A 14,019-nucleotide genomic window follows, 5' to 3' on the forward strand; every position below is an offset into this window, starting at 1 on the left:
GTCAAGCGCCTTTTTGTTGGGTTCGAAGTCCAAAATCAGCGAAGCCTGCGAGATGCTTGGAAGCCGGACTTCTTAACCCAACCTGCTATTTTTACATGAAAAGGCGTAGGTAGGGCAGAGCTTTGAAAATGAGTCTTGAGCTCCTAAGAAAACGGATATTTGGGGGGCATGAACCAATTTCCCCATGACCGAAAAAGTCTTCCTGGAATGACAGGGAAATCAGTATCGCGTCCCCCGAAATATACAGGATCAATAGTCCAACGTGTTCCCGGAATTCAGGGTGCACCATCCTTATCTCCTTAACCGCTGTTCCAGTTTCAAGTTATGCGCGAGATCAAGTCATGTCCCTGAATTCCTCTATTTCACCCGTGTGGAGCAAAACCCCTTATCCGTGGAATAGTGAAAAACCTCGGCCGGGGTCTCTTTTTTCCCGTCCACCATCTTTTCCAGCCAGCCGCCGCAATTGTGGGTCTTTAGATGGTTCCCCTGGATGGGCTTGGGAAAGGGCAGGCCATTGCCGCCGTTCCAGCCCGTGGGTTCGTGGGTGTGGCCCCAGATCATTCTTTTAGGCGGCAGGATTTTGCGTTTTTCATCATCGTCGTAAAATTGATTATTGACGGCCTCAATTTCCTGGAGGCACGACAGATAATAGCTTCCCACCCGGATTTGATTTTGTTCATCCTTTAGAAATTCCGCGTTTCCCCGGGCGTCCTTATAATTCTTGACGGCGTTTCTCACCAGGGGGCGGACGGCGGTCGCCGCCGTTTTGAGGACTGCGCTTGCGATCAATCCCAGGTCAAACCGTTGGGTCAGGGAGCCCGGCAGCCTTTTGATGTATTTGTCCAGCCGGTCGGGATAGTTCTTTTTTACGTCTTTTTGCACGTCCCGGACCACCTTGGTCAGGGGCGCCGCCTGCCCGACGCCCGTGCATGAAAGCTGGTTAAGGGGGAAATTCATGCCCGCGCTGTCCGCCTGGCCCAAATAGATTCCGTAATCGCCGTCCCAGTATACTTTGGGCCTTTCCCACATTTCCTTGCCATTCACCACCCCCTTGAAGTTCCGTATGTCGTCAGAGGTCAGGTCCAGGCCCACCTGGCCGCCCAAGGCCCAGAAGGTTTCAAAATAATGGCCGTGGGTGATGAGCACGCATTCCTCATCCCTCCCCTTATTTTCGTTTTTGGGAGTAATCAAATAAAGATTGGGGTAGCACACCCAGACCTTGGGGGCCTCCGGATCTGCTGCTTGTTCTGAGCCCTCTTTGCAAAACAGCCTGTCCAGAAATATGCCGTCCCGCATGTCCTTCAGGTCCTTTGATTGCGCCGCCTTGTCCATGCGTGCTTTTTCATCCTTAAACCATAGGGGCTTCCTTTTGGGCCAGAAAAAGGAATGGGGCTTAATGGCCCGTCCGTCTGAAAAAGCCGGTGTGGAAGCCTCATCCTTTGGCTCCTCGGCCCGAAGCGCCTGCATTTTTTTGGGGGTATCCTCCCGATCGTCCAGGACTCCCGGCATGGAGCGGTCCAGGGGCAAGGGGGATTGGCACTTGCGGATTTTTTTGATCACGTTCACTTCGTAATCCACCAGATGGGCGAAATCGCCGTCGTGGTTGCCGGGAACGTATATCACTTGCCGGGCCATGGGCGACTGCTTTTCTTTCCCCTTTATTTCTCCGTTCACCGCCCGGAAAAACACCTTGGCGTTGTCATAGGCCTCTTCATACGAGGCAATGGCGAAGTCAAAAACGTCCCCCACTAAAACCAGAAAGTCCAGCGGCTCTTCTCCCTGCAGCGCCGCCTCCTTAAAATCGGTGAAACGGTCATGGTTTAAAACCCCCCTGCTCACCAGACCGCACGCAGGATCTCCAAAATGAGTGTCCGAAATGATGGCCAGGCGCATGGCTTTTCTCCTTTCATAAAAAGAGCGTACGGCGGAGCCGATCAACGGACTCTCCTCGCTCTGCAAAAATTACTATCTCTAAAAAGACACATTATATCGGAAGTAAAAGGCATATTATACGGCTGCTATCTTCAAGTCAATGGGCGGGAGCGGGATTGCCCCTTATTTTTACAATTAAAATTCTCGATTTGTGAGTTTGATGGCGTCTATGTATGAGGGCGGATCTTCATCGGTTTTGTCTATTTGACTATTCTCCGCACTTTATGTATAAGATTCGCTTGTACGAATGTACCAATAATTCGGGAAGAGAATGCTTACGCCTCGGCATGGGCCTCACATAGGTTCCATCGTCCGGGGTGTTGTTTCAGGAAAGGAGATAATCATGGAAGAAATGGCAAAAATTACCATAGGAGACGAAACTTTCGAGTTGCCGGTCATCGTGGGGACGGAAGGCGAAAGGGCCATCGATATTCAAACGCTGCGCAAGCGCACCGGCCTGATCACTTACGACCCCGGCTTCAATAACACCGGAAGCTGCAAAAGCGCCATCACCTTTATGGACGGCGAGAAGGGCGTGCTCCGCTACCGCGGGATTCCCGTAGAGCAACTTGCAGAAAAATCCACCTTTGTGGAAACCGCATATCTGTTGATCAACGGCCGGCTGCCCGACCAAAGGGAGCTGACCCGTTTTTCCGTGCTGCTTAACGACCACTCCATGGTTCATGAAGACATGCGGACGTTTTTTGAGAATTTTCCGCGCGGCGCCCATCCCATGGGAATTCTTTCCGCCATGGTGAACGCCCTGCGTTTTTTCTATCCCCAGTTGGAAGGCTTGTCCGAGGTTGAGGAACTGGATATTATCGTCACCCGGCTGATTTCCAAGGTCAGGACCATGGCGGCCATGTCCTACAAGATTTCCCGGGGACACAAGGTGGTCTATCCCAAGCCGGATCTGTGCTATTGCGCAAATTTCCTGAACATGATGTTTGACTCCCCCGTCAAACCCTATGAACCGGATCCGGATTTCGTCCGCGCCTTGAACGTGCTCTGGATTCTTCACGGAGACCATGAGCAGAACTGCAGCACCTCGGCCGTTCGCCTGGTGGGCAGCGCGCGAGTCAACCTGTACGCCTCCATTTCCGCGGGCATTTCCGCCCTGTGGGGGCGCCTCCACGGCGGCGCCAATCAAGCCGTTATTCGCATGATGGAGGAAATCCACGCAGCGGGAGGCGACGTAAAGCCCTTTGTGGAGCGGGCCAGGGACAAGAACGACAACTTTCGCCTTATGGGCTTCGGCCACAGCGTATACAAGACTTACGATCCCAGGGCGAAAATCATCAAGAAGATGGCCGACACGGTCCAGGCCAAGCTGGACAAGAACGATCCTTTGCTGGAAATCGCCAGGGACCTGGAGGAAGTGGCTCTGAAGGATCCCTACTTCATCGACCACAACCTGTACCCCAACGTGGACTTTTACTCCGGCATCGTCATGCGGGCTATGGGCATTCCCACGGAGATGTTCACGGTCATGTTCGCCATCGGCAGGCTGCCCGGCTGGATTTCCCAGTGGAAGGAATGCTTTGACAGCCCTCGCTGGAAGCTGTCCAGGCCCCGCCAGATATACACCGGCAACAATATCAGGGACTACACGCCCATGGAGGCGCGCACCAAAACCATGCTCTAATGGATGCCTATGGACGGGCAAACCGTCCATGACGGATTTCATTCAGGGGGACGGCCTGCGCCGTTCCCCTTTGCTGTCTAAGGGAAAGGAGTCATCATGACCGATCGGGAAAAACAGGCTATGGAGTTTTTCGACAACGGCTTCAACTGCGCCCAGGGCGTGCTCATCATGCAGTCCCAAACCCTGGGCCTGGACAAGGAAACCGCGGCGGGCATCGCCTCGGCTTTCGGCGGAGGCGTCAGCCGGAGAGGCAACGTTTGCGGCGCCGTCGCCGGAGCGCTCATGGCCTTGGGCATGCAATTCGGCAATAAGGCTCCAAATGACAAGGCCGCCAGGGAAAGAGCCTATGACAAGGCGGATCAGTTCATCGCCCGATTCACGGAATCCTGCGGCTCCATGATATGCCGGGATCTTTTAGGCGTGGACTTGAGCCGGCCCGGCATGCTGGAAAAAGCCCGGGAGGAAAGAATTTTTCAGGAAAAATGCCCGCGCTATGTGGCCTTGGCTGCAGAAATTGCGGAAGCCATGCTGGCCGAGGGAAAATAGCAAGCGCTTGCTTTTTTCTTGACCGATAGTATGTCGTCACTTATGCTCCCTCCAGGGGGAAATCGGCCCCTGAAGGGGCCGTTTGACAAACCTTCCTGATTTATCTCTTTTCTCTACATTAAAAAAACAGGGGAGAACCCGGATGAGCGACGACGTTTACAAAAAACTGGCCAAAGTATTGGACACCCTTCCCAACGGCTTTCCCGCCACGGAAGACGGCTTGGAACTCAAAATCCTGAAAAAAATTTTCGAGCCGGACGAAGCCGATCTTTTTTGCGACCTGCGCCTGAAATTCGAAAGCCCCGAACAAATCGCCGAACGCACCGGCCGCCCGGTGGAAGGCCTGGACGAAAAGCTGACCGCCATGTGGAGGCGCGGCCAGGTCATGGGCATCGATTTTGGCGAGGTGCGCGTATTCAAGATGCTGCCCTGGGTGTTCGGCATTTTCGAGTTCCAGATCGACCGCATGGACCGGGAGTTCGTGGAGCTCTGCCACGCCTACGAGCCCCACTTCGGCAAGCAGTTTTTCGAAACCGGACCTCCGCTCATGCATGTGGCGCCCGTGGAAAAGGACATCCACGCCGATCACATTTCCCTGCATTATCAGCAGATTTCCAGCATCATAGAAAAAGGCCGTTCCTTCGCCGTTTCCGAATGCATTTGCAAAAAGGAAATGGATATGCTGGACAACCCCTGCAAAAAGCTCACGGAGGTCTGCATGGCCATTGCTCCGGTTCCCGGCGTGTTTGACGGATACCATTGGGGGCGCCCCATCACCAGGGAGGAAGCCAAGGAGCTTTTGGTCAAGACCGAGGAAAGCGGCCTGGTGCATCTTTCGTGGAACATGCAGGACGGGCATTTTTTCATCTGCAACTGCTGCGGTTGTTGCTGCGGCGTCCTGAGAAGCATCAACGACATGGGCATTCCGGCCAGCAAGGTGGTCAACTCCCACTTTGTCGCGGTGATCGACCCGGAAGAATGCGTGGCCTGCGGAGTCTGCGCGGACGAACGCTGCCAGGTCCGGGCCATTGAAGAAGGCGACGACGCCTATCAGGTCAAGCCCGAAGCCTGCATCGGCTGCGGCCTGTGCGTGTCCACCTGTCCGTCCGAAGCCATTTCCCTGATTCGCAAGCCCGAAGAGGAATGCGAAATTCCCCCGGCCAACGAAGACGCCTGGTTCGAGGCCAGGGCAAAGGCCCGCGGAGTGGATTTTTCCGCCTATAAATAGTGGATTTTTTAGCCGGTCCATAGTAAGACCAGGAAAATATTGCTTATGCCCGGTGCAGGCCCCTTCCTGCACCGGATATTCTCCCGGCGCTACACTGACATTTCGTTCGGGCTTTAACAAGGTGCAACCGGTTAACTAATTCTCCAGGGAGGGAAAGATGGACGTTCTCGGCATTGATATAGGTTTTGGGTTTACAAAAGCAACCAACGGCAAGGAATTCCTCATGTTTAAATCCCTGCTGGGGGAGGCCGCCGAAATCCCCTTTCGGGCCAATCTTGCCAATTCCTCCTTTACGGAAAACCTGCACGTGACCGTGGACGAACAAACCTTTTTTGTGGGCGATTTCGCCGAACGCCAGTCCGGCGTGCGTCAATCCACCCTGGATCAGGACCTGCTGGTTCAGGAGTTCGCCAAGGTCCTGGCCCTGACCGCGGCCGGCATTTTCTCCGAAAAATACGCGCCCATGAACGTGGTTTCCGGCCTGCCCGTGGGATATTTCACCGAATACAAGGAGGCCTTCGTCAAGGCCATCCTGGGCCATCATACCGTCAATTATCACAAGGCGGACGGGTCCGTGGTGACCCGGCGCATCAACATCAACCGGGTGCGCATGATTCCCCAGCCCATGGGCAGCGTGCTCAACCTCCTCATGGACGAACGCGGCCGGATTACGGACAGGGACCTTGCCAGCAAAAAGGTGGGCGTGGTGGACGTGGGATTCAAAACCACGGACTTCATCATTTTTGACAAGCTCCAGTTCATCACCCGGGGAAGCCGGACCATCGACACGGGCATCTCCGACATCTTCCGCACCATCGCCAATAAACTCCGCAAGCAGGTGGACGTCAGCCTGGAGCTTTACCGCCTGTACGATCCCGTGTCCAAGGGAAGCATTCGCATTCGCGGCCAGGAGTTGGAACTGGCCGAGATCCGCGATCACGTCTACGCCCAGGCGGCCGGCGAGATCGCCGACGAAATCAACCAGATCTGGTCCGACGACTGGGACATGGACACCGTGGTCCTGACGGGCGGCGGCGGCATGGAGCTGGCCAAGCACCTTCAGCCTTTGATCGCCGGCAACGTGGTGGGAATCCCCAACGATACGGACGCCCGTCTGAACAACGTCCAGGGCTACCTCAAGTTCGCCCGCCATCTGTGGGAAAAGGACGAACCGCCTCCGGCCAGGGAGGAAAGCGCGGAATAGACCCCGCTCTTCGAAAAAAAACCTAAGAAAATCCCAAACGCCCGCGGCAATCAGCCCAGGCGTTTTTATTTGAGTTTTTGGGGGCGGCCCAAGCCATGTAGCTTCAGGGCTTGCCCTGCTGTTTTTGAGCGCCCCAGGCAGCGGCAGTGTACTGCCTGGGTTGCTTTAGCAACAAAAAGTGCGGCCTGAAAAGACGATCGAAACCTGGCATGTCCGGCGGGCGAATGACCTTGCTCGAAACTGCCCTTATGTAGTTGCGCGGTCCCCGCGCCATGTAGCTTCAGGGCTTGCCCTGCTGTTTTTGAGCGCCCCAACCAGCGGCGGTATGCTGCCTGGGTTGCTTTAGCAACAAAAAGTGCGGCCTGAAAAGACGATTGAAACCTGGCATGTCCGGCGGGCGAATGACCTTGCTCGAAACTGCCCTTATGTAGTTGCGCGGTCCCCGCGCCATGTAGCTTCAGGGCTTGCCCTGCTGTTTTTGGGCGCCTGTAAACCAGATCCAACCTATGCGGCCCAACTGTCCGGCCAGCCGCGGCATGCAATGGCGGGGGCCGTCAGGCCAATAAGGGCGGCCAACCACGGTTATAAAAACAGGGAATGATTTGCGGCCGAAAGGCCTTACTTGAAACCGCCCTTCTGTAATCTCGAGGTCCCCTTGCTCTATGGCGCTGCTTGCAGCGCCCGTTTATTCCGATGCGTCACACAACCGTCATTCCCGCATGCTTTTAGCGGGAATCCAGCGTCGTTTTGCAATCGTCCTTTTTGGATGCAATGACAGGGCGGCCCAGGCAAGGTCGTTTTTTGCCTGGGCGCAAAGCGCAGAAGGCGCGACCTGGAAAGGTGATAGAAATCAGGCAAGGCCGGTGGGAGAGCGGCCTAAGTTAAAGACTCGTTCCCATGCTCCAGCGTGGGAATGCATATTAAACTGTCTGAAATCAATACGGTTCAGGGCGCCTTCTTGCTGCAAAAAAATGCGCTTTTTCTATTTTTTTGATTTAAGGCTTCTTTCCAGGCGGGGCAGAAACAAATACATGAGGCTTTGCTTGATCCAGTTTTTGTATTCCGGGCTGCGGGGCGCCACGCCTAAAACCCTGGCGTGATAGGACGACGCGCCGATATACACGATCATCAGGTTGATCATGCTGTACACCCACCACACGGCCCGGTCCGAATCGTACTCGCCGGGCGCCACCCGGATAATCATGTCCTTGGCTTCCGACACATAGGCGGAAAACCGGTCGAATCCCGGGATTTCGCCGTCCTTGTCCCCTTCGGCCACGTTTTGCATGAGCAACAGCACGGGATCGGGGTTGTCGAACAGGTAGTCCAGGGCCCGGTCCAGAAACAATGACAGGCCCTTTTTCGCAGACAGGGCGTCCAGGCCCTCCATCCAGGTTTTGGACGCGGCAAGAAGTTCTTCCATGACCTCTTCGGCCACGGCTTCAAACAATTCGGCTTTGGTGAAATAATGATTGATGAGGGTGAAGCTGAATCCCCCCTCCTGGGCGATCATTCGAAAGCTGGCCGCCTGATAGGGGTGGGAGCGGAACACGCGGCGGCCCGCCGCGATGATCATTTTGCGGGTGGCGGCGCCTTTGGCGCCCTCGCCGCACCAGCGGCCTTTGCCGCATTTTTTATTTTTACCGGGGATGGAAATCTTCATGGCGACTTTCTATCCCCGGGCACGATTTTTGTCAATCCAAGGGCGGACAATTACACCGGGTTGCTTTTAATCCGAGCAGACGGCGGCCATAGTAAACTGCCGAGGGAGTTTTTTTTCATGGGTGGCCCTGGCAGAGCAGTATCCTGCCAGGGCGCCAAGCACACTTAGTTTATTGGAAAACCTTTGTCAGCGCCGCTTTTGACCAATGGATTGTTTACGGGATGTTTTAAAATTTCTTGTGGAGCATTTGCGCCCAATAAGACCGCCATCCCCGCAAGGACGATCCGCTTGGCCGGATCGCCCCGCAAGCCGGGACCCAGCGTTGCTCTTCTGCGCCTATTCAGACCGCACTTTCCGGATGGATCGGCGCAGTTCTTAATCCCAGAATTTTCCTCTTCGGTTATCCATGCGGATCACCCGCACGTTCCCCTGGCCGCTGATGAGGGAATTCATGGCCCAGCTTGCAATGCTGATGAGCAAGGCGCCGAACACCGAGGTCCAGAATCCCACCACTTCAAACCCGGGAATCACGCCCTGGGCCATTTTGAGCATGGCCGCGTTGATGACCAGGGTGAACAGTCCCAGGCTGAGCACGTTAATGGGCAGGGTGAGTATAAGCAGAATAGGGCGGAAAAATGCGTTCAGGGCCGAAAGAACCGCGGCCGCAAAAAAGGCGGAAAAAAATCCGCTTACGTGAATGCCGTCCAACAAGTAGGACACCATGATGATGGAAATTGTAAGAACAAGCCAGCGAATCGCCAATCCCTGCATGGGTTTTATCTCCTTCCAAAGCGCTTGGGTTGCATTGCCTTCATATCTCCTAAAGATAATGCCTTAACCCAAAAGGTCAAACCCGGAAAAGTTGGTCCGGCCGGGGCGATGTATGGCGGCGTCGCCCCGGCCGGGCTGGGCATGGCGCCCCCAGGGGACAGGGGGCTTTTTGCGAATCGCTTAGAAAAGCTCCTTAACGATTGCTGCGACATCATCCCGGGTAACGGAAAAAGGATGAGAAGGGGTGCAGTAGTCGTTAAAGGCGTTTTCCACGATTCGAGGCATGGCTTGTTCAACCTGTTCGCGTGCAACGCCCAGATCCTGGAGGCAGGAAGGGAGACCCAGGCGCAATTTAAAGGCCTCGACGGCCGCAATGAGCGCGGCGGCCGAACGTTGGGGATCGTCAAACCCAAGGCCCAGCATTCCGGCGAGGTGCGCGTAACGGCGGGTTACGCCTTGGTTTTTCAGGTTGAAGGCCATAACCGATGGCAGAACCAGAGCGTTGGCCCTGCCATGGGGAATATGAAAAATGGCGCCCAGGCTGTGGGCGATGCTGTGATTGATCCCCAGGCCTGAGTGATTGAACGCCAGTCCCGCAAGGGACGCGGCGATCTGCATGTTTTCTTTGGCGCAGCGGCTGTCAGCGGATTCAAATGCCTGGACCAGGTTTGCAAATATCAGCTCAAATGCCTTGAGGGCGTAGGCGTCGCTGAAGGGGGTCGCGAGTAAGGACGTATAGGCTTCCATGGCATGGGTCAGGGCGTCGAATCCGCTGTCAGCCGTTACATGGGCCGGAGCCGTCAGGGTGAGAGAGACGTCCAGAACAGCCGCGTCCGGCTGCATCAAGTTGGACTGGATTACCCTTTTGGCGCCGGTTTCCGCGTCTGTGATCACCGTGTAATTGGTGACCTCCGACCCTGTGCCGCTGGTGGTCGGGACAGCCGCGAAATAGGGCTTTTTCAGGTTTTCGCCTGAAATGAATTCTTTTTTGATCTCCAGGCAAAAGTACATGATGGCCTTGGCCAGGTCGATGGCCGAACCTCCGCCGATGGCCACGATCAGGTCCGGCTTGGCGTTGAAAATATGGACCAGACCCTCCTGCACCAACGAGTCGTCCGGGTTGGGCTTGACGTCGGAGAAAATCTTATACGGGACGCCCTGCTCCTTAAGATAATCCTCCACGGGGGCCAGGGCTCCCAGCTTGATCATAAAAGGATCGCTGGTCAGGCATACCCTTTTGGGGCTCAGTTCCCGGAGAAAATCCACGATGGTGGTGTCGTAGACGATTCTGGTCTGTTCGTTATGAGTTCTCAAAAATAGAACCTTTTTTCTATTTATTTCACCGCCAGCGCCTTGCATGCGTTGGCGATTTCCAGCTCTTCGTTCGTGGGCACAACCCATGCCTGGACCGGGCTGTCCGGGACGCTGATCCGGCCGGTTTTGCCCTTCAGGGCTGCGTTGGCCTCGCGGTCCAGCACAATGCCCATGGGCTCCAGGCCTTCCAGGCTTTTTTCGCGGACTGCAAAGTCGTTCTCCCCAATGCCGGCGGTGAAGGCGATGGCGTCCAGCCTGCCAAGCACGGCATAATACGAGCCGATGTACTTTTTGATGCTGTAGCAGAGCATTTCGAGCGCCAGCCTGGCGTCGTCGTTTCCTTCTTTAATGGCCTTGTGGATGTCGCGCATGTCGTTCATGCCGCAAATTCCCGAAAGCCCGCTTTCCCGATCCAGGACGGACTGGATCTCCTTCACCGACCTGCCTGTGCAGTCGGAAAGATAGCAGGGCAGGGCGGGGTCGATGTCGCCGCACCGGGTGCCCATGATGAGCCCGGCCGTGGGGGTCATGCCCATGGAGGTTTCCCGGCAGACGCCGCCCTTGACGGCGGTCATGGAGCTTCCGTTGCCCAGATGGCACACGATGTTGTTCATTGCTTCCAAGGGCTTGCCGATAAGACCGGCCAACTGCCGGGTAACGAAACGGTGGGACGTGCCGTGGAAGCCGTACCGCCTGACCTTGTAATCCGCATAAAAACTTTGGGGCACGGCGTACCGGTAGGCGTAGTCCGGCAGATCCTTGGAAAACTGGGTGTCGAACACCGCCACCGAAGGCACGGACGGAAAACGCTCCATGGCGGCCTCTATGCCGGCCAGGTTTGCCGGGTTGTGCAAAGGCGCCAGAACGATGTTATCCCGGATGCCGTTGATCACGCTTTGATCCACCACGCAGTTTTCCTTAAAGGTCTCGCCGCCCTGAGCCACCCGATGGCCGATGGCCGCCAGGTCTTCCGCAGAGCTGATAAGGGGGACGTTTCCTTCCATCAAAAGAGCGGCCACTTTGTCGATGGCTTTGGTGTGCGTGTCAAAAGGCTCTTCAAACCGCATTTTTTCTTGCGCGCCGGTCCCGGGATACACGGTATGGGTCAGGCAAGCGCCGTCCCCGCCAATGCGTTCGGCCAGCCCGGCGCAGATCACCCGGGAGTCGGTCATGTCAAACAGCTTGTATTTAAGGGATGAACTCCCTGAATTTATGACTAATATTTTCATTTTACTTCTTTCTCATCCCTTTAGTGTGAAATGGGGTCAAATCTACGTTTGACGTTTGAGCCCATTGCCTCAGTCGCATAAACCGCGCAACGACAGGCCGGGAAACCCGGCAACTACAGCGAGGAGACCTCGCAACCATTGCGATTATAGGGCCGATTCCAATCCGTAAAAACCAGGATGCTGAATGGACCGCTGAAAAACTCCCTCCCCCTTGACGGGGGAGGGCTGGGGTGGGGGTGACTTCTGTAGCCTTTCTTGCCTAAATATCGCGGAAACCGCGCAACTACTGCTCCCAGCGCATGGGAACGTCGATGTCCTTGTACACACGCATGGCGGCGTCCCGCAGGGCCTCCGCTTCCACGGAGCCGGGGAAAACCGTCACTTCCACGCCGGCCAGGGTCAGTTTTTCCAGAACCTTTTCCAAAAGCACGGGAGAAAGGCACATCCTGCCGGTCAATATGATCTGATCCACAGGCTCGGGATAGAAATCCGACAAACGCGCCAGAATCCGGGAGGCGATGCCGGACGCCATGGCGCTTAAGACGGCCGCCACGTCCGGGTCGTCCGCCCGATCCTGTATCAGCCGCAGATCGTGCGCTCCCAGGTGGCTGTACAGCCCGCCCACGGCGCTGAAAATCTTTTTCACCATGGCTTTTTCCAGGCCGGCGTAGCACAGCTCGATCACGGCTTCCGCCGGGACGTCGCCCGCCCTGGACGGTCCCATGGGGCCGTCGAAAATGGCGTTTTCCACGTTGATGCACTTGCCCCTGGCATGGCTGCCGATGGATACTCCCGACCCCAGGTGAGCCACGATCAGGTTGAGATCCTGCACTCGTTTGTTGGCCAGGTCCGCGTACATCCGGGCGGCCTGACGCTGGGATAGGGCGTGCCATATAGGCGTTTTTTCAATACCTTTGATGCCGGTCAGCCGGTTTTCTGGAGTCAATTCGTCGATGGTGGGGCAATCCACGATAAACGCCGGGGTTTTTCCCTGTTCGGAAAGCTCCCAGGCCATGAAAGCGCCCAGGTTGGAGGGATGGTCCTCCACGGCGCCGTTTTCTATCGCTGTGAGCATGGCCTCCGAAATCCGATAGGTCCCCGCCTGGGGACCCGGCAGCATGCCGCCCCGGGACATGATCATGGCCGCGCCGCACGGATCGATGTCGTGCTTTTCCAGGGTGCGCCGCACCGCAGTAAGCCTGGCTTTGGTCTCTTCGACTATGGAAGCGCTGGCGTTTGCGCCGGATTTGTCATGCTCGATCACCACGTTCAAAACCGGGGCGTCGCCGTCAAACACCGCAATTTGGGTGGATACGGAGCCGGGGTTGATAGCCACTATTCTGGGGCTTGGGAACAAGGGCGAAGTCCGCACCAAAGGCTTTGCAGCCTTGATCCGGGTCAGAAGCAGCAGCTTGGCCCCGCGAACCACCTGAAGCACGCTGGATCCCCTGGAATAGTCCAGAACCTGACCGTCCATGCCGCCCATAATCAGGGAGCTTTGGGCTTCGGGATACTGGGTGTTGAACAGGTGATACAGCATGTTGCCTTCGTCCAGGCTGGGGACGATGAGCACATTGGCTTTACCCGCGCTTTCAAACTCGTCCAGGCGGTTTTTCAGCTTCACCTGGGCGGCTTCCCGGGACACGGCCACGGAAATTTGCAGTTCGCCCGTAATGTTGATGTCCTTGTAAACCGGGTCCGATTCCTTGAGGGCCGCCAGTTTTTGGGCGGCCAGGGGTTCCGCCTGGCGTATGGCTTCCACGGACGGTCCCTGGCCGCTTCCCTTGGTGGAGTAGGAGATCATGGCGCCGTTCACTCCGGAGAGAACTGTTGGCGGAAAGATGTCCCGGAGTGTTTTGCAGGCGCCCACGGCAATGTCGGATAATTGTTCAGGCGACGGTTTCAAATTTAGGGCCACGTCGGCGAACATAACTACATTATTTTCCCACAAGGGATTATCTTCGTCGGGCAGGCAGAACAGGCCCATTTCAAAGGCCGTGCCCGAAGACTTAATCAAACGCAGGCATGGCGCCAAAAAGTCCTTGGTGGAGTTGGCCACGCCGCCCAAGCAGGCGTCGGCGTATCCCAGGCGAACCAGCATGGCGCCAAAGAACACGGGGTTGAGTATTTTCTCCCTGGCTTCCATGGACGTGAATTCCCACTTGCGGCCCCTGGAGGCTTCCTGCAGGGCCATGGCAAGCTCTTCCTTCAGGTCGCTCCGGGCCGGATTCACGATTTGAACCTGGGAGAAAAAGCGGTCCCGGGGGCAATAAAGCTCCGCGCTTTTGTAATCGCACAGGGACCGGATTTCCGCAGACTCGCCGATCAGCACCACCCGCGCCTGGTTAATCAGGCCGGAAGCCGCCGAGATGATCCTCGGGTCGTTGGCTTCGGGAAATACAATGACCGGTTTGACTGCGCCGGGCGCGGAAAGCATCCCGTTAAGCTGTTCGTCCACTAATTTGTCAAGATCAATCATGACTGCCG

10 protein-coding genes are annotated in these 14,019 nt (G+C 56.2%); 4 read left to right on the plus strand and 6 right to left on the minus strand.

The window, feature by feature from the left end; genetic code table 11:
- Nucleotides 1-357: 357 nt before the first annotated feature.
- Nucleotides 358-1,893, minus strand: a complete 1,536-nt coding sequence (locus BUE18_RS24600) for a metallophosphoesterase family protein (protein ID WP_139264910.1) — start codon at nt 1,891-1,893, stop codon at nt 358-360.
- Between the two features lie 382 nt (nt 1,894-2,275).
- On the opposite strand from BUE18_RS24600, the gene BUE18_RS24605 reads away from it, so the two are divergent.
- From BUE18_RS24605 to BUE18_RS24620, 4 genes are all read left to right on the plus strand, one after another.
- Entirely contained in the window at nt 2,276-3,577 is a 1,302-nt protein-coding gene (locus tag BUE18_RS24605; RefSeq protein WP_073478803.1) for a citrate synthase, read from the plus strand.
- Between the two features lie 96 nt (nt 3,578-3,673).
- Nucleotides 3,674-4,123, plus strand: a complete 450-nt coding sequence (locus BUE18_RS24610) for a C-GCAxxG-C-C family protein (protein WP_073478804.1) — start codon at nt 3,674-3,676, stop codon at nt 4,121-4,123.
- Nucleotides 4,124-4,265: 142 nt separating this feature from the next.
- On the plus strand, nt 4,266-5,351 hold the full coding sequence (locus BUE18_RS24615; protein ID WP_073478805.1) for a 4Fe-4S dicluster-binding protein: 1,086 nt from the start codon (nt 4,266-4,268) through the stop codon (nt 5,349-5,351).
- A 157-nt stretch (nt 5,352-5,508) separates the two neighbouring features.
- Complete coding sequence (locus BUE18_RS24620; RefSeq protein WP_073478806.1) at nt 5,509-6,555, plus strand: ParM/StbA family protein; 1,047 nt, start codon at nt 5,509-5,511, stop codon at nt 6,553-6,555.
- Nucleotides 6,556-7,537: 982 nt separating this feature from the next.
- Here BUE18_RS24620 and BUE18_RS24625 read toward each other — a convergent pair.
- The 5 genes from BUE18_RS24625 to BUE18_RS24645 all read right to left on the minus strand — a co-directional run bounded on the left by BUE18_RS24625 (nt 7,538) and on the right by BUE18_RS24645 (nt 14,011).
- Complete coding sequence (locus tag BUE18_RS24625; RefSeq protein ID WP_073478807.1) at nt 7,538-8,218, minus strand: TetR/AcrR family transcriptional regulator; 681 nt, start codon at nt 8,216-8,218, stop codon at nt 7,538-7,540.
- Between the two features lie 375 nt (nt 8,219-8,593).
- On the minus strand, nt 8,594-8,989 hold the full coding sequence (locus BUE18_RS24630) for a phage holin family protein (protein WP_015949688.1): 396 nt from the start codon (nt 8,987-8,989) through the stop codon (nt 8,594-8,596).
- 180 nt (nt 8,990-9,169) lie between these two features.
- On the minus strand, nt 9,170-10,303 hold the full coding sequence (locus BUE18_RS24635; protein WP_073478829.1) for an iron-containing alcohol dehydrogenase: 1,134 nt from the start codon (nt 10,301-10,303) through the stop codon (nt 9,170-9,172).
- A gap of 20 nt (nt 10,304-10,323) precedes the next feature.
- Nucleotides 10,324-11,532 (minus strand): acetate/propionate family kinase, encoded by a 1,209-nt coding sequence (locus BUE18_RS24640; RefSeq protein WP_073478808.1) that lies wholly within the window; start codon nt 11,530-11,532, stop codon nt 10,324-10,326.
- Nucleotides 11,533-11,815: 283 nt separating this feature from the next.
- A complete protein-coding gene (locus BUE18_RS24645; RefSeq protein WP_073478809.1) occupies nt 11,816-14,011 on the minus strand; it encodes a butyrate kinase in 2,196 nt (731 codons plus the stop codon).
- Nucleotides 14,012-14,019: the final 8 nt, after the last annotated feature.

The organism is Desulfatibacillum alkenivorans DSM 16219 (genome assembly GCF_900142135.1).
Lineage (GTDB): Bacteria > Desulfobacterota > Desulfobacteria > Desulfobacterales > Desulfatibacillaceae > Desulfatibacillum > Desulfatibacillum alkenivorans.

What these genes read in the sequence shown, in the direction of transcription:
- BUE18_RS24600 (WP_139264910.1), bottom strand. Translation starts at nt 1,893, where the DNA reads ATGCGCCTGGCCATCATTTCGGACACTCATTTTGGAGATCCTGCGTGC.
- BUE18_RS24605 (WP_073478803.1), top strand. Translation starts at nt 2,276, where the DNA reads ATGGAAGAAATGGCAAAAATTACCATAGGAGACGAAACTTTCGAGTTG.
- BUE18_RS24610 (WP_073478804.1), top strand. Translation starts at nt 3,674, where the DNA reads ATGACCGATCGGGAAAAACAGGCTATGGAGTTTTTCGACAACGGCTTC.
- BUE18_RS24615 (WP_073478805.1), top strand. Translation starts at nt 4,266, where the DNA reads ATGAGCGACGACGTTTACAAAAAACTGGCCAAAGTATTGGACACCCTT.
- BUE18_RS24620 (WP_073478806.1), top strand. Translation starts at nt 5,509, where the DNA reads ATGGACGTTCTCGGCATTGATATAGGTTTTGGGTTTACAAAAGCAACC.
- BUE18_RS24625 (WP_073478807.1), bottom strand. Translation starts at nt 8,218, where the DNA reads ATGAAGATTTCCATCCCCGGTAAAAATAAAAAATGCGGCAAAGGCCGC.
- BUE18_RS24630 (WP_015949688.1), bottom strand. Translation starts at nt 8,989, where the DNA reads ATGCAGGGATTGGCGATTCGCTGGCTTGTTCTTACAATTTCCATCATC.
- BUE18_RS24640 (WP_073478808.1), bottom strand. Translation starts at nt 11,532, where the DNA reads ATGAAAATATTAGTCATAAATTCAGGGAGTTCATCCCTTAAATACAAG.
- BUE18_RS24645 (WP_073478809.1), bottom strand. Translation starts at nt 14,011, where the DNA reads ATGATTGATCTTGACAAATTAGTGGACGAACAGCTTAACGGGATGCTT.